Annotated in this window: 16 protein-coding genes; 13 read left to right on the top strand and 3 right to left on the bottom strand. The window is 46.8% G+C overall.

The window, feature by feature from the left end; translation table 11 throughout:
- The first annotated feature begins 1 nt into the window (after position 1).
- From B5Z18_RS15020 to B5Z18_RS15005, 4 genes are read left to right on the top strand one after another with little or no spacing between them, the layout of a single operon-like run.
- Positions 2–1,432, top strand: a complete 1,431-nt coding sequence (locus B5Z18_RS15020; protein ID WP_079470301.1) for a RagB/SusD family nutrient uptake outer membrane protein — start codon at positions 2–4, stop codon at positions 1,430–1,432.
- A gap of 30 nt (positions 1,433–1,462) precedes the next feature.
- A complete protein-coding gene (locus tag B5Z18_RS15015; protein ID WP_079470300.1) occupies positions 1,463–2,161 on the top strand; it encodes a DUF4843 domain-containing protein in 699 nt (232 codons plus the stop codon).
- Positions 2,162–2,197: 36 nt separating this feature from the next.
- A complete protein-coding gene (locus tag B5Z18_RS15010) occupies positions 2,198–3,652 on the top strand; it encodes a PKD-like family lipoprotein (RefSeq protein WP_079470299.1) in 1,455 nt (484 codons plus the stop codon).
- Between the two features lie 21 nt (positions 3,653–3,673).
- Positions 3,674–4,774 (top strand): TlpA disulfide reductase family protein, encoded by a 1,101-nt coding sequence (locus B5Z18_RS15005; protein WP_079470298.1) that lies wholly within the window; start codon positions 3,674–3,676, stop codon positions 4,772–4,774.
- A 55-nt stretch (positions 4,775–4,829) separates the two neighbouring features.
- Here B5Z18_RS15005 and B5Z18_RS15000 read toward each other — a convergent pair whose 3' ends face one another.
- Entirely contained in the window at positions 4,830–5,780 is a 951-nt protein-coding gene (locus B5Z18_RS15000; protein ID WP_079470297.1) for a DUF6845 domain-containing protein, read from the bottom strand.
- Between the two features lie 172 nt (positions 5,781–5,952).
- On the opposite strand from B5Z18_RS15000, the gene B5Z18_RS14995 reads away from it, so the two are divergent.
- Positions 5,953–7,053 carry a T9SS type B sorting domain-containing protein gene (locus B5Z18_RS14995; RefSeq protein ID WP_159454315.1) on the top strand — a complete coding sequence of 367 codons (1,101 nt, stop codon included), beginning with the start codon at positions 5,953–5,955 and terminating at the stop codon, positions 7,051–7,053.
- Here the strand turns inward: B5Z18_RS14995 and B5Z18_RS14990 are convergent.
- The gene (locus B5Z18_RS14990) at positions 7,050–7,766 is read right to left on the bottom strand and encodes a sensor histidine kinase (RefSeq protein WP_079470295.1); all 717 of its coding nucleotides are present in this window, start codon (positions 7,764–7,766) and stop codon (positions 7,050–7,052) included. The two genes, B5Z18_RS14995 and B5Z18_RS14990, sit on opposite strands and share 4 nt — an antisense overlap.
- A gap of 335 nt (positions 7,767–8,101) precedes the next feature.
- On the opposite strand from B5Z18_RS14990, the gene B5Z18_RS14985 reads away from it, so the two are divergent.
- Positions 8,102–8,788: a response regulator transcription factor gene (locus B5Z18_RS14985; protein ID WP_079470294.1), complete on the top strand. Its 687-nt coding sequence runs from the start codon at positions 8,102–8,104 to the stop codon at positions 8,786–8,788.
- A 65-nt stretch (positions 8,789–8,853) separates the two neighbouring features.
- Here B5Z18_RS14985 and B5Z18_RS32710 read toward each other — a convergent pair whose 3' ends face one another.
- Positions 8,854–9,033 carry a hypothetical protein gene (locus tag B5Z18_RS32710; protein WP_168771290.1) on the bottom strand — a complete coding sequence of 60 codons (180 nt, stop codon included), beginning with the start codon at positions 9,031–9,033 and terminating at the stop codon, positions 8,854–8,856.
- Between B5Z18_RS32710 and B5Z18_RS14980 the strand changes: the two genes are divergently transcribed.
- The 7 genes from B5Z18_RS14980 (at position 9,023) to gmd (ending at position 17,229) form a co-directional block, all read left to right on the top strand.
- The gene (locus tag B5Z18_RS14980) at positions 9,023–9,757 is read left to right on the top strand and encodes a polysaccharide biosynthesis/export family protein (protein WP_227024486.1); all 735 of its coding nucleotides are present in this window, start codon (positions 9,023–9,025) and stop codon (positions 9,755–9,757) included. The two genes, B5Z18_RS32710 and B5Z18_RS14980, sit on opposite strands and share 11 nt — an antisense overlap.
- A 3-nt stretch (positions 9,758–9,760) precedes the next feature.
- Positions 9,761–12,112: a GumC family protein gene (locus B5Z18_RS14975; RefSeq protein ID WP_079470292.1), complete on the top strand. Its 2,352-nt coding sequence runs from the start codon at positions 9,761–9,763 to the stop codon at positions 12,110–12,112.
- Positions 12,113–12,220: 108 nt separating this feature from the next.
- Complete coding sequence (locus tag B5Z18_RS14970; RefSeq protein ID WP_079470291.1) at positions 12,221–12,730, top strand: transcription termination/antitermination NusG family protein; 510 nt, start codon at positions 12,221–12,223, stop codon at positions 12,728–12,730.
- A gap of 18 nt (positions 12,731–12,748) precedes the next feature.
- Positions 12,749–13,771, top strand: a complete 1,023-nt coding sequence (locus tag B5Z18_RS14965) for a mannose-1-phosphate guanylyltransferase (protein WP_079470290.1) — start codon at positions 12,749–12,751, stop codon at positions 13,769–13,771.
- A 25-nt stretch (positions 13,772–13,796) separates the two neighbouring features.
- Positions 13,797–14,741, top strand: a complete 945-nt coding sequence (gene fcl / locus B5Z18_RS14960; protein ID WP_079470289.1) for a GDP-L-fucose synthase — start codon at positions 13,797–13,799, stop codon at positions 14,739–14,741.
- Positions 14,742–14,752: 11 nt separating this feature from the next.
- Positions 14,753–16,099: a UDP-glucose dehydrogenase family protein gene (locus B5Z18_RS14955; protein WP_079470288.1), complete on the top strand. Its 1,347-nt coding sequence runs from the start codon at positions 14,753–14,755 to the stop codon at positions 16,097–16,099.
- A gap of 32 nt (positions 16,100–16,131) precedes the next feature.
- Positions 16,132–17,229 (top strand): GDP-mannose 4,6-dehydratase, encoded by a 1,098-nt coding sequence (gene gmd, locus B5Z18_RS14950; RefSeq protein ID WP_079470287.1) that lies wholly within the window; start codon positions 16,132–16,134, stop codon positions 17,227–17,229.
- Positions 17,230–17,237: the final 8 nt, after the last annotated feature.

The raw sequence follows: 17,237 nt of genomic DNA, 5'->3' as shown, positions 1-17,237 counted from the left end.
CATGAAACATCTACGCAATATATTTTTCCTGGTGGCTTCCGTCGCCTCACTCACACTTACTTCCTGCAAGAAATGGCTGGATGTAAGACCCAAAACCGAAATCAAGGAATCAGAACAGTTTTCTACCGAACAGGGTTTCAAAGATGCGCTGTATGGCAGCTATCAGAAAGCAGCAGACGGGCAACTCTACGGTGGTAACCTGACTTTCAGTTTCCTGGAAGTGCTGTCGCAGGGATACGACAATACCACGAAAATAGACCACGACTTTTTCTATGCCGCTACCTACCAGTATAGCAATGCCGGTATAACAGACATCATCAACAACATCTGGAGTAATATGTATGCTACCATCGCGCAAACAAATTATATCCTGAAAAACATCGACAGTAAAAAATCAGTCTTTACAGCAGATAACTATAATATTATCAAGGGTGAAGCGCTGGCGTTGCGGGCGTTTATACACTTTGATCTGCTGCGCTTATACGCGCCTTCTCCTAAATCAGATGCTACTGCCACTGCCATTCCTTATATGACAGCCTTTACGGTAACACCACAGGCGCGCCTGACAGTAAGCGAGGTGATTGCATTATGTGAAAAAGACCTGAAAGAAGCAGAAACGCTGCTGAAAGTATATCCGCAAATGAGCAACCCCGGCGGTAACGACGACTTTCTCGCCTTCCGCAGCAACCGCATGAACTATTGGGCGGTAAAAGCATTACTGGCAAGATTATATCTCTACAATAACAACAAAGTACAGGCACTGGCTTATGCAAAAGAAGTAATTGCCAGCAATAATTTCCGCTTTATTACTTCCGGTGAATTAACAACCAATGCTGCTGATCTCAACAGGACCTTTACACCGGAACACATTTTCTCTATCTATGTATCTAAGCTGAGAGACCCCGTGAGCAGCTATTTCATGATGGCCACCGGTGATAAAATGTATAAGAAATTTACGATCACGGAAGAACGCAGAAAGGCCGTGTTTGAAACCGCAGCAGGTGGTAGCACCGACATCCGCTTTGTAAGTAATAGCCTGTGGAGCGTAAGCAATGGTATTATCTTCCCCAGTAAGCTCTGGCAGGTAGATGAAAACAGGGAGTCACTAAAGAAAAGAATACCGGTGCTTTCCCTGTCAGAAATGTATTACATCGCCGCAGAAAGCGAGCCGTCTCCTGCTGAAGGACTCAAATGGCTGAACAGGATCCGTGCCGCCAGGAACATTATAGAACTACAGGCAGGACTGGATGCTGCTGCTTTGCAGAATGAAATATTTAAAGAATACCGCAGGGACTTTATCTGCGTAGGCCAACTCTTCTATTATTACAAACGGTTAAATCTGGCTAAAATTGAAGGTGCCCTCAATGGTACCATCAATAATACGCAGTACGTACTGCCATTGCCTAACCAGGAAATCGAGTTTGGAAAGTAATCATCTCTGCATCTCTTTAAATCATTAAACATGAAAAATATTAACCGGCTGATAGCAACAGCCATATTATACCTGCTGATAAGTGCATGTGGAAAAGAAGAGCGGCTGATGTACAAAGAACCGCCTGCTATCTACTTCTCCCGGGATTTCGTATTGCCCGATAGTATCAATTACACATTTGTGGTAAAACCAGATACCGTATTGAGAGATACCGTGTACCTCAATATCCGGATCACCGGGCTGGCCACTGATGCCGACAGGAAATTTAACCTGGTAATAGCAGACAGCTCTACCGCCGTGAAAGGAAAACATTTTGATATAGGCCCTGCCGTTATAAAAGCAGGTGAATATGCTATAAAGTTCCCGGTATACCTTTTCCGTACCCCGGATATGAAAGATAAAGTGTTCTCTGTTTATTTTCGTATAGCCTCTTCCGATGACTTTGCCGCAGGATTCGCCAACAGCCTTAAATACCAGATAAGGATAACGGATATGCTGCTGAAGCCCGCCGATTGGAGCGATTTCTTCTACGGTGCCTATTCACTCACCAAGCATCAGTTCATGGTATCGCGGTTAGGTACCACCGCTATCACAATGGGAACAGGCGCGCAATTCTCGGAGATCATGTCTATCCTGCAAAAGATGCGTGTAGAACTGATCAGGTACGAAAATACAAACGGACCGCTGATAGATGAAAATGGCAACCGGGTTACTTTTCCTGCTATTTAATCTGCATTCTTATTTCTTTATCCTAAAAGTTGCAATATGAAATTGTCAGTATATAATTGGTTATGTGTTTTAATGCTGGTAATGCTTACGCTGTCCGGTTGCCTGAAAGACAGGAGCAATAAAGATATTATTCCTATTAATGTGCTGAGTATCTCTGATACCACCGCAGTAGATGCCGTACTGCAGTTTGATACATTAACTGTGAGGCCCGATATTAAAGAGGCTTTACCGTCAGACAAAGATGGACTGGTATATGAATGGAGCATCCACCAGAATGATTCGGAAGATGCTTACCCGGTATATATCCTGGACAGCACCCGTTACCTTCACCAGGCTATCCGTGTGAAACCTGGCATTTACAGGCTCATTTATAAAGTAACCGTGAAAGCCTCCGGTGTTTCTTACTTTAAGTTCTTCAACCTGAAAGTCATTAACCGCTTCAGCGAAGGATGGCTGGTAATGGAAGATGTAGCCGGTAAAACAGATATGAGCATCATCCTGAACACAGATACCTCCTTCCATCATATTTTCACAGAACTGAATAAAGACTATGTACTGAATGCACCGGTGCAGGTAGCTACCACTAACTTTTATGGCGCTAAATCGGTGTGGATGTTTGGCGCTGATAACGCCATAGAACTGGAGTATACAGAAATGACAAAACTCACAGACTACACCAGTTGGTTCTGGGAAACACCGCCAGTGTTCCATCCGCAAAAGTTCAGACAAATCGATGACGGGACGAATATCATGATTAACGATGGTCTTCTGAATGTACGTGTTGCCGGAGGTTTTCCGGGAGATGTAAAATATATGAATACACTTCCTTTCCCGGGAGGCAAAGGCGATAACTATTATTTTTCTTCTTATGTAGGGGTCGGTCCGCAACCCTACACCGGTGAAAAAACACCTTATTCCGCTATCTTTTTTGATACAAAAAGCAAAGGCTTTGTATACCTGTCGGGTGCTTCCCTGATCCCTTCCCTGGTGGCTTTCAGCGCACCGGAGCCGGGTAGTTACTTTGATATGCGTAACATCGGGATGGATCTCCTTGCAATGGACCAGGGAAATGCGCCTTTCCTGAATAATGCTATCTTTAAGGATAACAGTAATTATTATTTATATCAGATAGATGGCAACCGCTCGGACCCCACCGTCGGAAAAAAACTGATCACGGGCGATGCTCCTGAACTGGCAGCCTTCACTAAAATGACCAGCTCCAAAAAATTACAGCAGATCTATTTTCTCGTTAATGGCAACATTTACCTGTATGATATTCCCTCTGGCAAAGCAAGGGCCATTAAGGCCATTGCAGCAGGAGAGCAGGTGACTTACTTCCAATGTACCGGCGACGATGTAATGGTAGGCACCTGGAACGGTACGGAGGGAAAATTGTACCGCTACAGGATCAGTCCCCTGGGCGATTTTCAGAATGTAAAGGTATTCACAGGTTTTGGCAAAATTGTAAGCATGACCTATAAAGCAGCATAACCATCAAAACCCACTATTAATATGAAGAAATCAATCGCCTTGTTGGCAGCCACTATTGGTATACTGTCGGTACAGGCACAGAACGGTAAAGGCTATACGATTAATGGCGTTATCCACGGAGAGGACACCGGTAAAGTATACCTGAATACTTTTATGCTGCCCGGTCATGAGCCGGATTCCACTGTGCTGAAGAACGGGAAATTTACGTTTAAAGGAAAGGTGGGCTCACCGCAATTGTATTCGATATGGACGGCCGCTTCAAAATATAATGGGATATCGTTTTTCCTGGAAAACAACACTATCACCATTACCGCCTATAAGGATTCTATGGGCGCCGCAAAAATAACCGGTTCGGCAAATCAGCCTTTATACACCGGATGGGCAGAAACATGGGAAGCAATACGGCAGAAGGCAGGCAAATTATATCAGCGTTCGGATGCGGCAGAGAAAAGCAAAGACAGTGTGGAGAAAAAGGCCGTAACAGCCGGATTGGCTGCTCTGGATAAAGAACTGGATAGCGCTGTTACCGCTTTTGTAAAGCGTTATCCCGGTTCGCCAATGGCCGCATTTGTGATCGTGGACAGGTATATCAATTATTCTTATCCGGAAAAAGCGGCGGCTGCCTATAAACTGCTGACCGACGCGGCAAAGAAAACAGACTACGGCCTGGCCATCAAAGCCTCGATGGATAAACACGCTAAGATGAGCGTGGGCGCCCGTCCGGCAATGTCGCTGCCTGATAGCACCGGTAAGCTGGTGAAGTTGACCGACTTTAAAGGGAAGATAGTACTGGTGGATTTCTGGGCCAGCTGGTGTGGGCCCTGCCGTGCAGAAAATCCCAACGTAGTAAAAGCATATCAGCGCTTCCATGATCAGGGTTTTGATATTCTCGGTGTATCACTGGATACTGATAAAAAAGCCTGGCTGAAAGCGGTAGGTAAAGACGGACTAACGTGGACACACGTATCAGATTTGAAAGGCTGGAAAAGTGCTCCTGTATTGGAGTTTGGTATTTCAGGTATTCCTGCCAACTTTATTGTTGACGGCAGTGGGAAAATAATCGCACAGAATTTACGCGGAGAAGAATTAGAGAAGAAGTTGGAAGAAGTATTTAAGAAATAGTCACCGCTAAGATAAATGGGTAGATATCCACGCTGGATATCTACCCATTGTTATTTTATTTTGTGAAGCTGTTGTACCTGCCAATCATGGTATCGAGCGCGCTGTCGAGGCTTTCGAGCTGACTGTCGGTCATTTCGCCTTTTTCCCTGGCGTCACGCATGATCCTTTTTGCTGTCAGCAGGAACTGATGAAAGCTATCGTAGAAGTTCTTGTAGTATCCGTCTTTGCTTTCTTTTGCTGCGTTGGCCATATCTATACCGGCATGCGCTGCCTGGCTTTTTTCCAATGCATCATAGGCCGCCTGTGCTTTGTCGCTGATCTTTGCGAAGTCTGCACCGCCTTCTCCCAGCAGGTTAATGTAATCGCGTACCGACTGCATATCTGCTTTCATAGCCAGTACATATTCTTTTATGGGGCTGTCTTTCAGAATGATCGCCTCACTGGCATCTGCTACTTCACTTACTCTTTTCATCAGGACGGCTTTCTGTTCAAAAAATACCTGGGCGTTGTTGCGGATAGAATCTGCCAGTGCCAGGCCCTTTGCGCCTTTATCGTCTTTATAGTCCTGTGCTTTCAGGTAATCATCCAGTTGGGCGTACGTAGTTTTTAACTTGTCGAACGAGCCTTTGAAGCTGGCTACCTTTTCTTTAAAAAACTGTTGATCTGCCTTATTTAAGGCATCTACCGGTTCTTCCACTTTCACCTTTCCATGACTGATCATACTGATCATAATGGGTTTGATGATACTGCTGAGGAAGGCAGGATTGCCGTTGCGAGACAGCAATTCGGTTACACGGTCGGCGTTATTAACCAGCCGCTCTACGTAGTCGGAATTTTTGTTAGACAGGTCTACAATCAGGTTGGTGTACTCAATTACGTCATTTGCCGAAGATGCAGATTTATCTTCGTACGCTGCGTTGCTGTCTTTTTTACCAGTTTCATTACATGACACAAACGTGGTGAGAAGGGCGGTTCCCAGGGCTAAGTACAGTACGGATCTTTTCATGATAAGTGTTTTTCGGATTAAACGATGGCACAATCGTGTGCCGGGGCTTTTTCGTGGGCAAAGATATTTTTTCAGGCAAATAAAACAAAAGAAAAGTAGGAAGACAAACTACTCGTATAAGTATATGTCATCATCTATATAACCGGTAATTTTAATGCGGTAAATGAGCGGCATGTTTTCAGATCTCACAGTTATATACGGAATACTATGCTGCTGGCTGTTTTTGGCTGTGTGCGCGCCGGCGGAGGCACAGCAGATACCCTTAAGTAACCCTTCACTGGAAGGCCGTACCGGGAAAGGTTTGGTTCCTGCAAGCTGGATGGTAGCTAATGGTACGCCGGATACACAGCCGGGCGTTTTTGAGATCCTGCTGGCTCCTTCGGCAGGTAATAGTTATATAGGTGTGCATAGTGGAAAAGGATTCCTGGAAGGTATTGCCCAGAAGTTGTCTGCCCCGTTAAAACAGGACAGCACTTATATATTAAGCTTCGACCTGGCCTTTACACTTTACTATTTATACCCGGCCTGTTATGGCAACCTGGCAATCTTTGGAGGTAATGCACCGGGAGATACTGCTGAGTTGTTATGGTCGTCCGGTAATTTTATCCATGAAAACTGGAAACGTTATCATGCCATATTCAGACCGCACCGCAGTCATGCTTATATTTCGTTCTGGGCTTACCCAACAACGCCCTGCAACAAAAGTATGTATGGAATAGCGTTGCTGATGGACAATCTTTCTGCCATTGATCCGCTGATACCGCCCGCAGTGCAGGCCAGTGTAAAGCCCTGCAGCTGCGGGGAAGTAGCTGATGGCCGCATTATGCTGCACGTAACCGGTGGCGCGGTGCCTTACCGGTACCGGCTGGATAACGGGCAATGGCAAACAGACAGCGTGTTCCCCGGGCTTGCGGCGGGTACGCATATAGCGGAAATAATGGATGCACATGATTACAGCGCCGGTGTAACTGCTAAGGTGGAATCTCCCTGGAAAAACTGTACGGTGGTAATGCCGGGTGCTTTCAGTCCGAACAACGACGGGTTGAATGATTTGTTTCGTCCGAAAGTATACGACGTTATTCACGACTACCGGTTGCGGGTATACGACAGGTGGGGAGCTTTGGTGTTTATGAGCAATGCGCCCGAAGTGGGCTGGGACGGGAATTTTAAAGGCATGCCGGCGGGAGTGCAGGCGTATGTATACATATGTACGTATACGGATAGCCGTAGTGAACAGCATGTATTGAAAGGAACGGTGATGCTGCTCCGTTAATAATTAAAGGTAACCGAGAAGACAGAACCATTTTTACCGCTGGTTACGCTGATGTGTCCGTTGTTGGCGGCAACATACGATTTTACAATGGCCAGGCCCAGGCCGGTGCCCTCTTTGCTGCGGGCGTTTGTTGCCCGGAAAAAAGGAGTGAATAAAAAGCGTATATCCGCCTCCGGTATACCGATGCCATTGTCCGTTACTTTGATGCAGAGGTGGTTTTTCCGGAAATGCAGGCCCAGCAGTGGATCCCCGGAAGAGTATTTAAACGCATTGCTGATGAGATTGGTGAGTATCCCCGCCAGGTGGCTTCTGTCGATATAGATATTACGCGGGCGCCCGGATACTTTGATGCGGAGTTCCCGCTGGTCGGCACGGTTGCTGAAATATTGCTGCCGGATCATACTGGCAAAAATGGGTAGGGCTGTTTCTTCCGGTTGTGTTACAGGGTTGCCGGCTACCATGCTGCCGGTAGCGAGGATGTCATCTACCATGCTGCTTAAAATGTCTATTTCTTCCTTAATGCGGGACAAATTGCGTTCGTAAAACGGTAACATCAATTCATCTCTCTGCATTTTGGTTTCCAGTAACTCTATGGAGGACGAGATGGCACTGATCGGTGTTTTAAATTCATGTGTAGCCATTGCAATAAAATCCGATCGCATTTCCAGTAATGATTTTTGGCCACCTGCATGCCTTTTGATATGGTTCAGCATACTCTTTTTTTGGTTGATTCTTAAATAAGGTTTCTATTTCGAAGGATATCGGGTTAGGAGCGCAAATGGTTATGTACACAATATACGAAACTTATCTATATTTTTAAAAAAGTCCGTTTTGGTTACTTTTATTTAACATAGACTGTGAATTTATTTATATAGAATATATTATAATTTGTTTTATGAAGATGCCTTATTTTGTTTTTATCTGTATATAAGCTGATAACATATGTGTAAAAAATCATACTAACCAGCTATCATTTTTCAGACTATATTTACTATCAGATTATTTTATTAAACCATATCATTTCGAGTACCATACCCCCCGTTTAGCCATGATCAACATTGGAATCATTGAAGACAACCATTTTCTGCTAAGTAATTACCGTGAATTCCTGGAAGACTTCCAGGAGTGTAAGGTTATGTTTGCCTGTAAATCGATAGAGGAATTCATGGCCTTACCCGTTACTTATCCTGATGTAAAAGTAATCCTGCTGGATATCACTTTACCTGGTATATCCGGTATTGAAGGGCTCCGCGAAGTAAGGCGGCTGTATCCCGACACAAAGGTGATTGTACTGTCTGGTCATGAAGAGCAGCAGTATATTATTGAAGCCATTAAAAACGGCGCGAGCGGTTATGTTATTAAATCCAGCCGTCTCAGCGATATCTATCAGTCGGTGATGGATACCGTGCAAAGCGGCGCTTCTTTATCTCCGCGCGCAGCACACCTGCTCATTACTCATATCAATAAGGATCCGCTGGAAAGCATCAAAGACAAGCTTACCCGCAGGGAGTATGAACTGGTGGCTTTGCTGAAGGAGGGTTACTCATATAAGGAAATGGCAGCCAAACTGTTTGTGACAGTATTCACTGTGAACCAACATCTGAAAAAAGTATATTTTAAATTGAACGTTTCAACCAAATCTGAGTTAATCTCAAAAATTTTATCAAATAATTTATTCAGCACTCTATTTTTTATCCTTATCCAAGTAAATTATTTAAATTTTAAATTTATTTGATATGTCGATGGCTGTGAGCGGTAAACTACTTTAATAAGTAAGGACACCATACCAATCATCCCAATTTATACTGTAGTGAGTAATTGAATACCACCCCGTTCTGAAGTAATATTGTATTGAGAGGAACGGTCAGTGTAAGTGATGATGTTAAATGCCATATCGATGATATTGAAAGCCTGCTTAACCTGGATAGGATTGGGATTGCTATGCTTAAGTTGTTTGTTTACTTCGTGCGTGTCAACCAAAAATGCTGTTTATTTCAATGATGTGAGAGATACGGTGCTATTACCATCAGATAGCAGTTTTGACCCTCGTATCCAAAAGAACGACATACTGCAGATTAATGTAAGCAGTCTTAATCCGGAGGATGTGATCATTTATAATGTATCCAACATGACCTCCGCTTCCGGCGCCGGTGGCGCCAACGCAGGAGCCGGCGCTATGCTGGGAGGATTCCTGGTAGATGAACAGGGATTTATACAGTACCCCGTACTGGGTCCCGTAAAAGTAACAGGCCTCACCAAAAAAGCACTTACCGTATACCTGCATGATCAGCTCATTGAACGAAAGCTCCTGGTAGATCCGGTGGTGAGCATACGGTTTCTCAACTACCGCGTAACCATACTGGGAGAGGTGAATAAACCAACTGTAGTAAACGTAACCAACGAAAAAATATCGGTCCTTGAAGCATTGGGAATGGCAGGGGATATAACGGTGTTCGGTAAACGAAATAATATCCTGTTGATCCGGGAGATAGACGGGCAGCGGATTATACGACGCATCGATCTGAACGACAAAAGTATCCTGAATTCTCCTTATTATTTTCTGCAACCCAATGATATCCTATATGTAGAACCCAATAAGTCAAAAGTAGCGACGGCTGATCGTTCGCGGCAGGTACTGCCAATTATTCTCAGCAGTCTCTCATTACTCGTTATTATCCTGGACCGGTTAGTTATTAATAATTAGGTTATGCAAAAAGTTAACGGACATAAAACCCAGCACACGGAAGCGCCTCAGAGTTTGCTTACTATCATCCGCTCCCGCTATCTGCCATACTGGCCTTTCTTTGCAGGAGCCGTAGTAATCGCACTGTTAGCAGCTTTCCTTTATCTCCGTTATGCCACTCCCCTGTATAAAATTTCCGGCGTGCTCCTGGTACAGGAAGCCACCAACGGACTCGGCGCCAGCGATATGCTGCAGTCGCTCGACCTGATGGGCGGCAGCAAAACGGTGATGGAAAACGAAATAGAAATCCTGAAATCACGCACCCTCACAAAAGAAGTGGTAAGGAACCTGAATCTTTATGGAGAAGTAATAGAAAAAGGAAAAATAAGAGACGTTGTACTTTATAAAGATAGCCCGGTGAAATTTACCTTCCTGGAACCGGAATCTATCCAGCTGGCTTCTACCGGCAACTGGCCTTTTACATACGATCCTGTACAAAAGCGTGTAGCCATCGACGGTAAAAAATATCCGCTGAACGATACCGTGCAAACACGCTGGGGAAAAATGCTCATCCAGGCAAAAGCCAGGCATACAGATACTACCGCCGGTTATGTACTGCATATCATGAATGAAAAAACCTGGATGCAGATCATCCTTGGCACCATGAAAATTATGCCCGCCGCAAAAGCCGGCAGCGTAGTGGATCTTGAATACACCGATGCAGCGCCGGAACGCGGGGAAGATATTGTGAATGAACTGATCCGGGTATATAGCCAGGCCGCTGTGGAAGATAAGAACAGAACTTCTGCCAACACCATGCGCTTCGTGGAAGAACGCCTGCGTATTGTAAGTGCGGAACTGGGCCAGGCGGAAACGGAAGTGGAACACTTCAAAACTTCCCAGGGGATTGTAGACATCAGTGAACAAAGCAAAATATTCCTGGCAGGTGTGCAGGAGAACGACCGTAAGATCAGTGAAGCCAACATGCAGATCTCCGTATTGGATGCCATTGAAAGATATGTTACGAGCCAGAACCCGGGAGGCAATATTGTACCCGGTACATTAGGGCTTTCAGATCCGGTATTGCTGGAACTGGTGAGCAAGTTATCTGAAACAGAATTACAACTGGAAAGACTACGCAAAACCACCGGCGAAAACAGCCCGCTGCTGGCAAGTTTGAACCGGCAGGTAGAAAGGCTGAAACCCGCTATCATGGAAAATATCGGGAGCCTGCGCGCTAACCTGCAGGCCGGCTTAACACGCCTGCAGGCAGAAAACAGCCGCAACATGGGCATCATCCGCAGCGTACCCGGAAAAGAAAAAGCATTGCTGGAAGTAAGCAGGCAACAGGTGATCAAGAATAATATTTACACCTTCCTGCTGGAGAAAAGAGAAGAAACCGCACTGGCATACGCGGCTGCCGTGTCCGACAGCCGCGTGGTAGATGCGGGAGAAGCTGCAGCATATGCTTTCAGTCCGCAGAAACCAATGGTATTCGGTATTTCAATACTCACAGCCCTTGCACTGGTAGCAGGATTTGTGTCACTGAAAGATATGATGAACCGCGAAGTGATGTTCCGCGCAGATATTGAGAAAGTAACAACGGCGCCTATTGCAGCAGAAATAATGTACCACGACAGCAAAGATGCCATCGTGATGTCCAATAACAGCAGAACCGCCGTGGCAGAACAGTTCAGGGCATTAAGAACATCCCTGTCTTACATCGGTTTAAACGGCGATCGCAAAACATTACTGATCACTTCTTCCATATCCGGTGAAGGAAAAAGCTTTATATCCGTTAACCTGGCAATGAGCTTATCACTCGCAAAAAAGAAAGTAGTGTTGCTGGAATTTGACCTGAGGAAACCAATGGTCAGCAAAATGCTGAACATGCGCGCCGATCCGGGTATCAGCAACTATCTCGTTGGAAAAGCATCATTGCAGCAGATATTGCAACCCGTAGGAGACAATGAATACCTCTATCTGTTGTCGGCCGGTATTATGCCGCCAAACCCAAGTGAACTTATTCTGAATGGTGAACTGGAGCGATTACTGAATGAACTGAAAGAACGGTTCGATTATATTATCATCGACTCCGCCCCCGTTGGATTGGTAACCGATGCCCGCCTGATAGCGCCCTATTGCGATGCTACCCTGTATGTGGTACGTCATCAGCGGACCCCGAAACATTATCTTAAATTAATTGAAGAGTTGTATCAGAATAAAGAATTAGGAAAACTAAACATCGTGTTTAACGGTATCAAACGACAAGGTGTAGCAGGATACGGTTACGGATCCGGATATGGTGACATTAACGGATACGGATACACGGAAGTAACAAAGAAACCCGGATTATTCAGGCGCAGTGTAAAGTAACTGCAGCCAGCTATAGTCGAAAATATAAATAAACAAAGGGCGAATAATGCCCGCTCCTGCCTTTATAAATTCTGCAAAAACTATCCGATCACCTTAAAACCGGCTTCTATGTTTAATGAACAGCCTCCGGTCTGGTATGCGGTATATACCCGGCCAAAATGCGAAAAAAAAGTGGCAGACCTTTTCACCCGTAAGAAGGTGGAACACTACGTTCCCGCTAAACCGTTGGTGCGTGCCCGTAAGATCATCCAGGAACCTCTTTTTCCATCCTACGTATTCGTACACATTCCTGAAAGCAGGAGCTGGGTGGTAAAAGAAACAGACAACGTGGTCAACTTCGTGTACTGGCTGGGGCAACCGGCGGTGATACCGGATCACGAAATAGCACTCATCCGCCATTTTCTCCGTGATTATGAAGATGTATCTGTAGAAAAGTTTCCTATAAAAGCACAGGAAGAGGAGGATCGTCCTGCTTCGTCCGCCAGGATCTTACAGATCAGTCGTAACCGCGTGAAAGTGGAACTCAATAGCCTGGGCTGTATGCTTGTAGCAACCGTGCCATCCAGGGAAATGACGGTGATCACCGGCCATAAAACGGTGAACGGACATCATTACTGACCATAAACCAATCATCCTATGATGCAGCACATTCTTCTTTGCGGTGGCTCCGGCACCCGGTTATGGCCTTTGTCCAACCAACAAACGCCCAAGCAGTTACTCACCCTGTTCGACGGCTATAGTCTTTTACAACTTGCTTTCCGGCGCAACCGTTTTGCCTGTAACAAAGTAATGGCAATCGTCAATGAACAACAATCGGAAATTGTTCAGGAACAACTAATGCAGGCAGGTGCAGCGGCGCCGGTATGCCTGGCAGAACCGGTAGGCCGTAATACGGCTGCCGCTATTGCCCTGGCAGCCTTCACCGCAGAGCCGGAAACAATATTACTCATCACACCCGCCGATCACCTCATAGGTACGCCCGACCGGTACGCCATGGCTATTGAAACAGCCGGTCTGCTGGCTGCGGGTAACCATATCGTTACCATCGGCCTGGTGCCTACACGCCCGGATACGGGTTTCGGCTACATCAGCTATTCAGGTCATGATGTGCTCCGCTTTGTGGAAAAACCCGACCGCCCCGTGGCAGAAGCCATGCTGGCCGCCGGAGGATTTCTCTGGAACAGCGGCATCTTCTGTTGCAAAGCACGCATCATGCTGCAGGAACTGCAGAAACATGCACCTGCTATCTACGAAGCTGCTGCCATCGCCGCGGAAGAATGGAAACAAACCGGCGTGCTGTCGAAAGAAAGCATGGAAGCGATACCATCAGACAGCATCGACTACGCGGTGCTGGAAAAGAGCAGCATCGTAAAAGTAGTGCCAAGCAAAATGGACTGGAGCGATGTAGGCAGCTATGAAGCACTGGCAGACGCACTTTCACAACATTACCAGTACAGGAATCACCAGGCGGTATTTATTCAAAGCGATCCCCATAAAAGTATGGTGATCGGGAAAGATAAACTGGTGGCACTGGTGGGCGTGGAAAATATGGTAGTGGTGAACACGGAAAGCGCACTGCTGATCATGCAAAAAGGAAGCGGACAGGATATTAAACAACTGCATCAATGGGTGAGGGAAAACCGCCCGGAACTGCTCTAAACATAAACACAATCAATCAACACGTATGGAGGCAAACGATCTTATATATGTAGCCGGCCACCGCGGAATGGTAGGAAGTGCTATTAAAAGGAGACTGGAAACATTAGGTTACCAGAACATTATTACCCGCACATCCGGCAGCCTGGATTTACGGAACGCTGCAGCAGTGGACGAATTTTTTGCGAAAGAAAAGCCGGCCTATGTATTCCTGGCAGCTGCCAAAGTAGGCGGCATACACGCTAATAATACTTACCGCGCGGAGTTCCTGTACGATAATCTCATGATTGCCGCCAATGTAATCCACTCGGCATGGAAACACAACGTTACCAAGTTGCAGTTCCTGGGGAGTTCCTGCATTTACCCGCGCATGGCGCCGCAGCCTATCAAAGAAAGCTTCTTACTGACAGGTTTACTGGAACAAACCAACGAACCTTACGCGATTGCAAAAATAGCCGGCATCAAATTATGCGAAGCTTACCGCGATCAGTATGGCTGCAACTTTACCAGCGTAATGCCCACTAACCTGTTTGGCATCGGCGATAATTATCACCCGGAAAATGCACACGTATTACCGGCGCTGATCCGCCGTTTTCATGAAGCGAAAGTGAATCAGAAGCCATCGGTAACCGTATGGGGCACGGGAATGCCTAAACGGGAATTTTTATTTGCAGATGACCTGGCAGATGCCTGTGTATTCCTCATGCAGCATTACAGCGAAAAGGAACCGGTGAACATCGGGATAGGAGAAGACCTCACCATTAAACAACTGGCAGAATATATCCGGGAAGTGGTTTGCTATGAAGGAGAAATCATTTTTGACGCTACCAAACCTGACGGCACACCACGCAAGCTGATGGATGTGTCAAAACTACACCGGTTGGGATGGAAACATAGCATCAGCCTGAAAGAAGGGCTGGTAATGGCTTACAGGGATTTCCTGCAACAGGATCAGTTCAAATTACAACCTTAAAAACCAGTGGTATGAAAGTAGTCATTGTAGGAACAGGATACGTTGGACTGGTTACCGGCGCCTGCCTGGCTGAAGTGGGAACCAGTGTTACCTGCGTTGATGTGGACGCAGCAAAGATAGCGCGGCTTCAGAAAGGGGTATTACCCATTTATGAACCCGGTTTGCCTGAAATGGTGATGCGTAATCAGGCGAGCGGCCGTCTTTCCTTCACTACCTCTCTGGCCAGCGCATTGCCCGGTGCAGAAGTAGTATTCATTGCCGTAGGCACACCACCGGGAGAAGATGGCAGCGCCGACCTGAAGTATGTATTACAGGTAGCGCATGAAGTAGGGCAGCACATGGAGCATTACCTCCTGCTGGTGACTAAAAGCACTGTGCCGGTTGGTACCGCCGCCCGTGTGAACCGTGCTGTAAAAGAAAGCCTGTCGGCCCGCCAGCTGATTATTGATTACGATGTTGCTTCCAACCCGGAGTTCCTGAAAGAAGGCGCTGCGGTAAATGATTTCCTGAAACCGGATCGTATAGTCGCCGGCGTGAGTACCACCCATGCCCGCGAAGTATTGGAACAATTATACCGCCCATTTGTGTTAAACGGACACCCGCTGCTTTTTATGGATATCGCCTCCGCGGAGATGACCAAGTACGCAGCCAATGCCATGCTGGCCACCAGGATCTCCTACATGAACGATATCGCCAACGTATGCACGCTGGTGGGTGCGGATATTAACCAGGTGCGAAAAGGCATCGGCAGCGATCCCCGCATCGGGAAACACTTCCTGTATCCGGGTATTGGCTATGGTGGTTCCTGTTTTCCGAAAGATGTAAAAGCCCTGATCCAAACCGGCCGCGAATACGGGTATCAGCTCCGCATCCTTGAAGCAGTGGAAGCAGTGAATGAGGACCAGAAGAAAATATTATCCGATAAAGTGCTCCGTCATTTCGATGGCGATATCAAAGGCCGCACGTTCGCCGTATGGGGATTGTCTTTCAAACCCAACACCGACGACATGCGGGAAGCACCTTCGCTGGTGCTGATCAACAGCCTGCTGGAAGCCGGCGCACAGGTTCGTGTATACGATCCCGTTGCAATGGAGGAAGCGCTTCACGTACTGGGCGACAGCGTTGTTTTTGCGGATGATATGTACGCCGCCGCCACCGGTGCAGATGCGGTGCTGCTGGTAACGGAATGGAATGCCTTCCGGATGCCCGACTGGCCACGCCTGCGCAGCCTGCTGCAAATTCCGCTGCTTTTTGATGGCAGGAATATTTATGATGACGTACAACTGGTAAAACACGGGTTCATTTATTACGGCATCGGCAATACCGCCGCTACCGCAGTAAATGCCCTTATGCAATAACTTATTTCTTTATCACTAAAAATAACGATCGTATGAAAGTAGCCCTGATAACAGGTATTACCGGCCAGGATGGCGCTTATCTGGCAGAACTGCTGCTGGGAAAGGGATATATGGTGCATGGTGTAAAACGCCGCGCTTCGCTGATCAACACAGAAAGAATTGATCACCTCTACCAGGATATGCACAGCGAAAATGTGCGCTTCCGTTTGCATTACGGCGACATGACCGACAGTACCAACCTCATACGCATTATACAGGAAACCCAACCGGATGAAATCTATAACCTGGCGGCCATGAGCCATGTACGGGTAAGTTTCGATACGCCCGAATACACGGCCAACGCGGATGGAATAGGCACACTGCGTCTCCTGGAAGCGCTGCGCATCCTGAAAATGGAAAAGAAAACACGCATCTACCAGGCCAGCACCTCCGAACTATATGGACTGGTACAGGAAGTGCCGCAACGTGAAACCACACCTTTCTACCCACGCAGTCCATACGCCGTGGCGAAATTATACGCTTACTGGATTACGGTGAACTACCGCGAGGCTTATGGCATGTACGCCTGCAACGGTATCCTCTTTAACCACGAAAGCCCGCTGCGCGGAGAAACCTTCGTAACCCGCAAAATCACCAGGGGCGCTGCTGCCATCGCACTCGGATTACAGGATAAACTGTACCTCGGTAACCTGGATGCACAACGCGACTGGGGCCATGCAAAAGATTATGTGGAAGCCATGTGGCGCATCCTGCAACAGGAAACACCGGACGACTATGTAATTGCCACCGGCATCACCACTACAGTAAGGGAGTTTGTACGCATGTCCTTTGCAGAACTGGGCATTGAAATCGCCTTCACCGGCACCGGTGCAGAAGAAATCGGAACAGTTGCCGCCTGCACAAATGAAGTATATGCGTTGCCGTTAGGTAAGCAGGTAGTAGCCATCGATCCGCGCTATTTCCGCCCTACGGAAGTGGAACTGCTGATAGGCGATCCTACCAAGTCCAAAACTGTACTGGGATGGGAACCTGCCTACGACCTGGCTGCACTGGTAAAGGAAATGATGGCCAGCGATGTGGCATTGTTTGCAAAGAAAGAAGTTACACAACTGGAACACTTAATCGGATAATTTAACCA

The organism is Chitinophaga ginsengisegetis, from assembly GCF_900168065.1.
Classification (GTDB): Bacteria; Bacteroidota; Bacteroidia; order Chitinophagales; family Chitinophagaceae; genus Chitinophaga; species Chitinophaga ginsengisegetis.
Note: the sequence above shows the minus strand (reverse complement) of the source record. Positions and strands in the feature narration are given on the sequence as shown.

Bases quoted from the DNA above. Each gene is read 5' to 3' on its own strand.
- B5Z18_RS15020 (WP_079470301.1), top strand. From the start codon at position 2: ATGAAACATCTACGCAATATATTTTTCCTGGTGGCTTCCGTCGCCTCA.
- B5Z18_RS15015 (WP_079470300.1), top strand. From the start codon at position 1,463: ATGAAAAATATTAACCGGCTGATAGCAACAGCCATATTATACCTGCTG.
- B5Z18_RS15010 (WP_079470299.1), top strand. From the start codon at position 2,198: ATGAAATTGTCAGTATATAATTGGTTATGTGTTTTAATGCTGGTAATG.
- B5Z18_RS15005 (WP_079470298.1), top strand. From the start codon at position 3,674: ATGAAGAAATCAATCGCCTTGTTGGCAGCCACTATTGGTATACTGTCG.
- B5Z18_RS15000 (WP_079470297.1), bottom strand. From the start codon at position 5,780: ATGAAAAGATCCGTACTGTACTTAGCCCTGGGAACCGCCCTTCTCACC.
- B5Z18_RS14995 (WP_159454315.1), top strand. From the start codon at position 5,953: ATGTTTTCAGATCTCACAGTTATATACGGAATACTATGCTGCTGGCTG.
- B5Z18_RS14990 (WP_079470295.1), bottom strand. From the start codon at position 7,766: ATGCTGAACCATATCAAAAGGCATGCAGGTGGCCAAAAATCATTACTG.
- B5Z18_RS14985 (WP_079470294.1), top strand. From the start codon at position 8,102: ATGATCAACATTGGAATCATTGAAGACAACCATTTTCTGCTAAGTAAT.
- B5Z18_RS14975 (WP_079470292.1), top strand. From the start codon at position 9,761: ATGCAAAAAGTTAACGGACATAAAACCCAGCACACGGAAGCGCCTCAG.
- B5Z18_RS14970 (WP_079470291.1), top strand. From the start codon at position 12,221: ATGTTTAATGAACAGCCTCCGGTCTGGTATGCGGTATATACCCGGCCA.
- B5Z18_RS14965 (WP_079470290.1), top strand. From the start codon at position 12,749: ATGATGCAGCACATTCTTCTTTGCGGTGGCTCCGGCACCCGGTTATGG.
- fcl (WP_079470289.1), top strand. From the start codon at position 13,797: ATGGAGGCAAACGATCTTATATATGTAGCCGGCCACCGCGGAATGGTA.
- B5Z18_RS14955 (WP_079470288.1), top strand. From the start codon at position 14,753: ATGAAAGTAGTCATTGTAGGAACAGGATACGTTGGACTGGTTACCGGC.
- gmd (WP_079470287.1), top strand. From the start codon at position 16,132: ATGAAAGTAGCCCTGATAACAGGTATTACCGGCCAGGATGGCGCTTAT.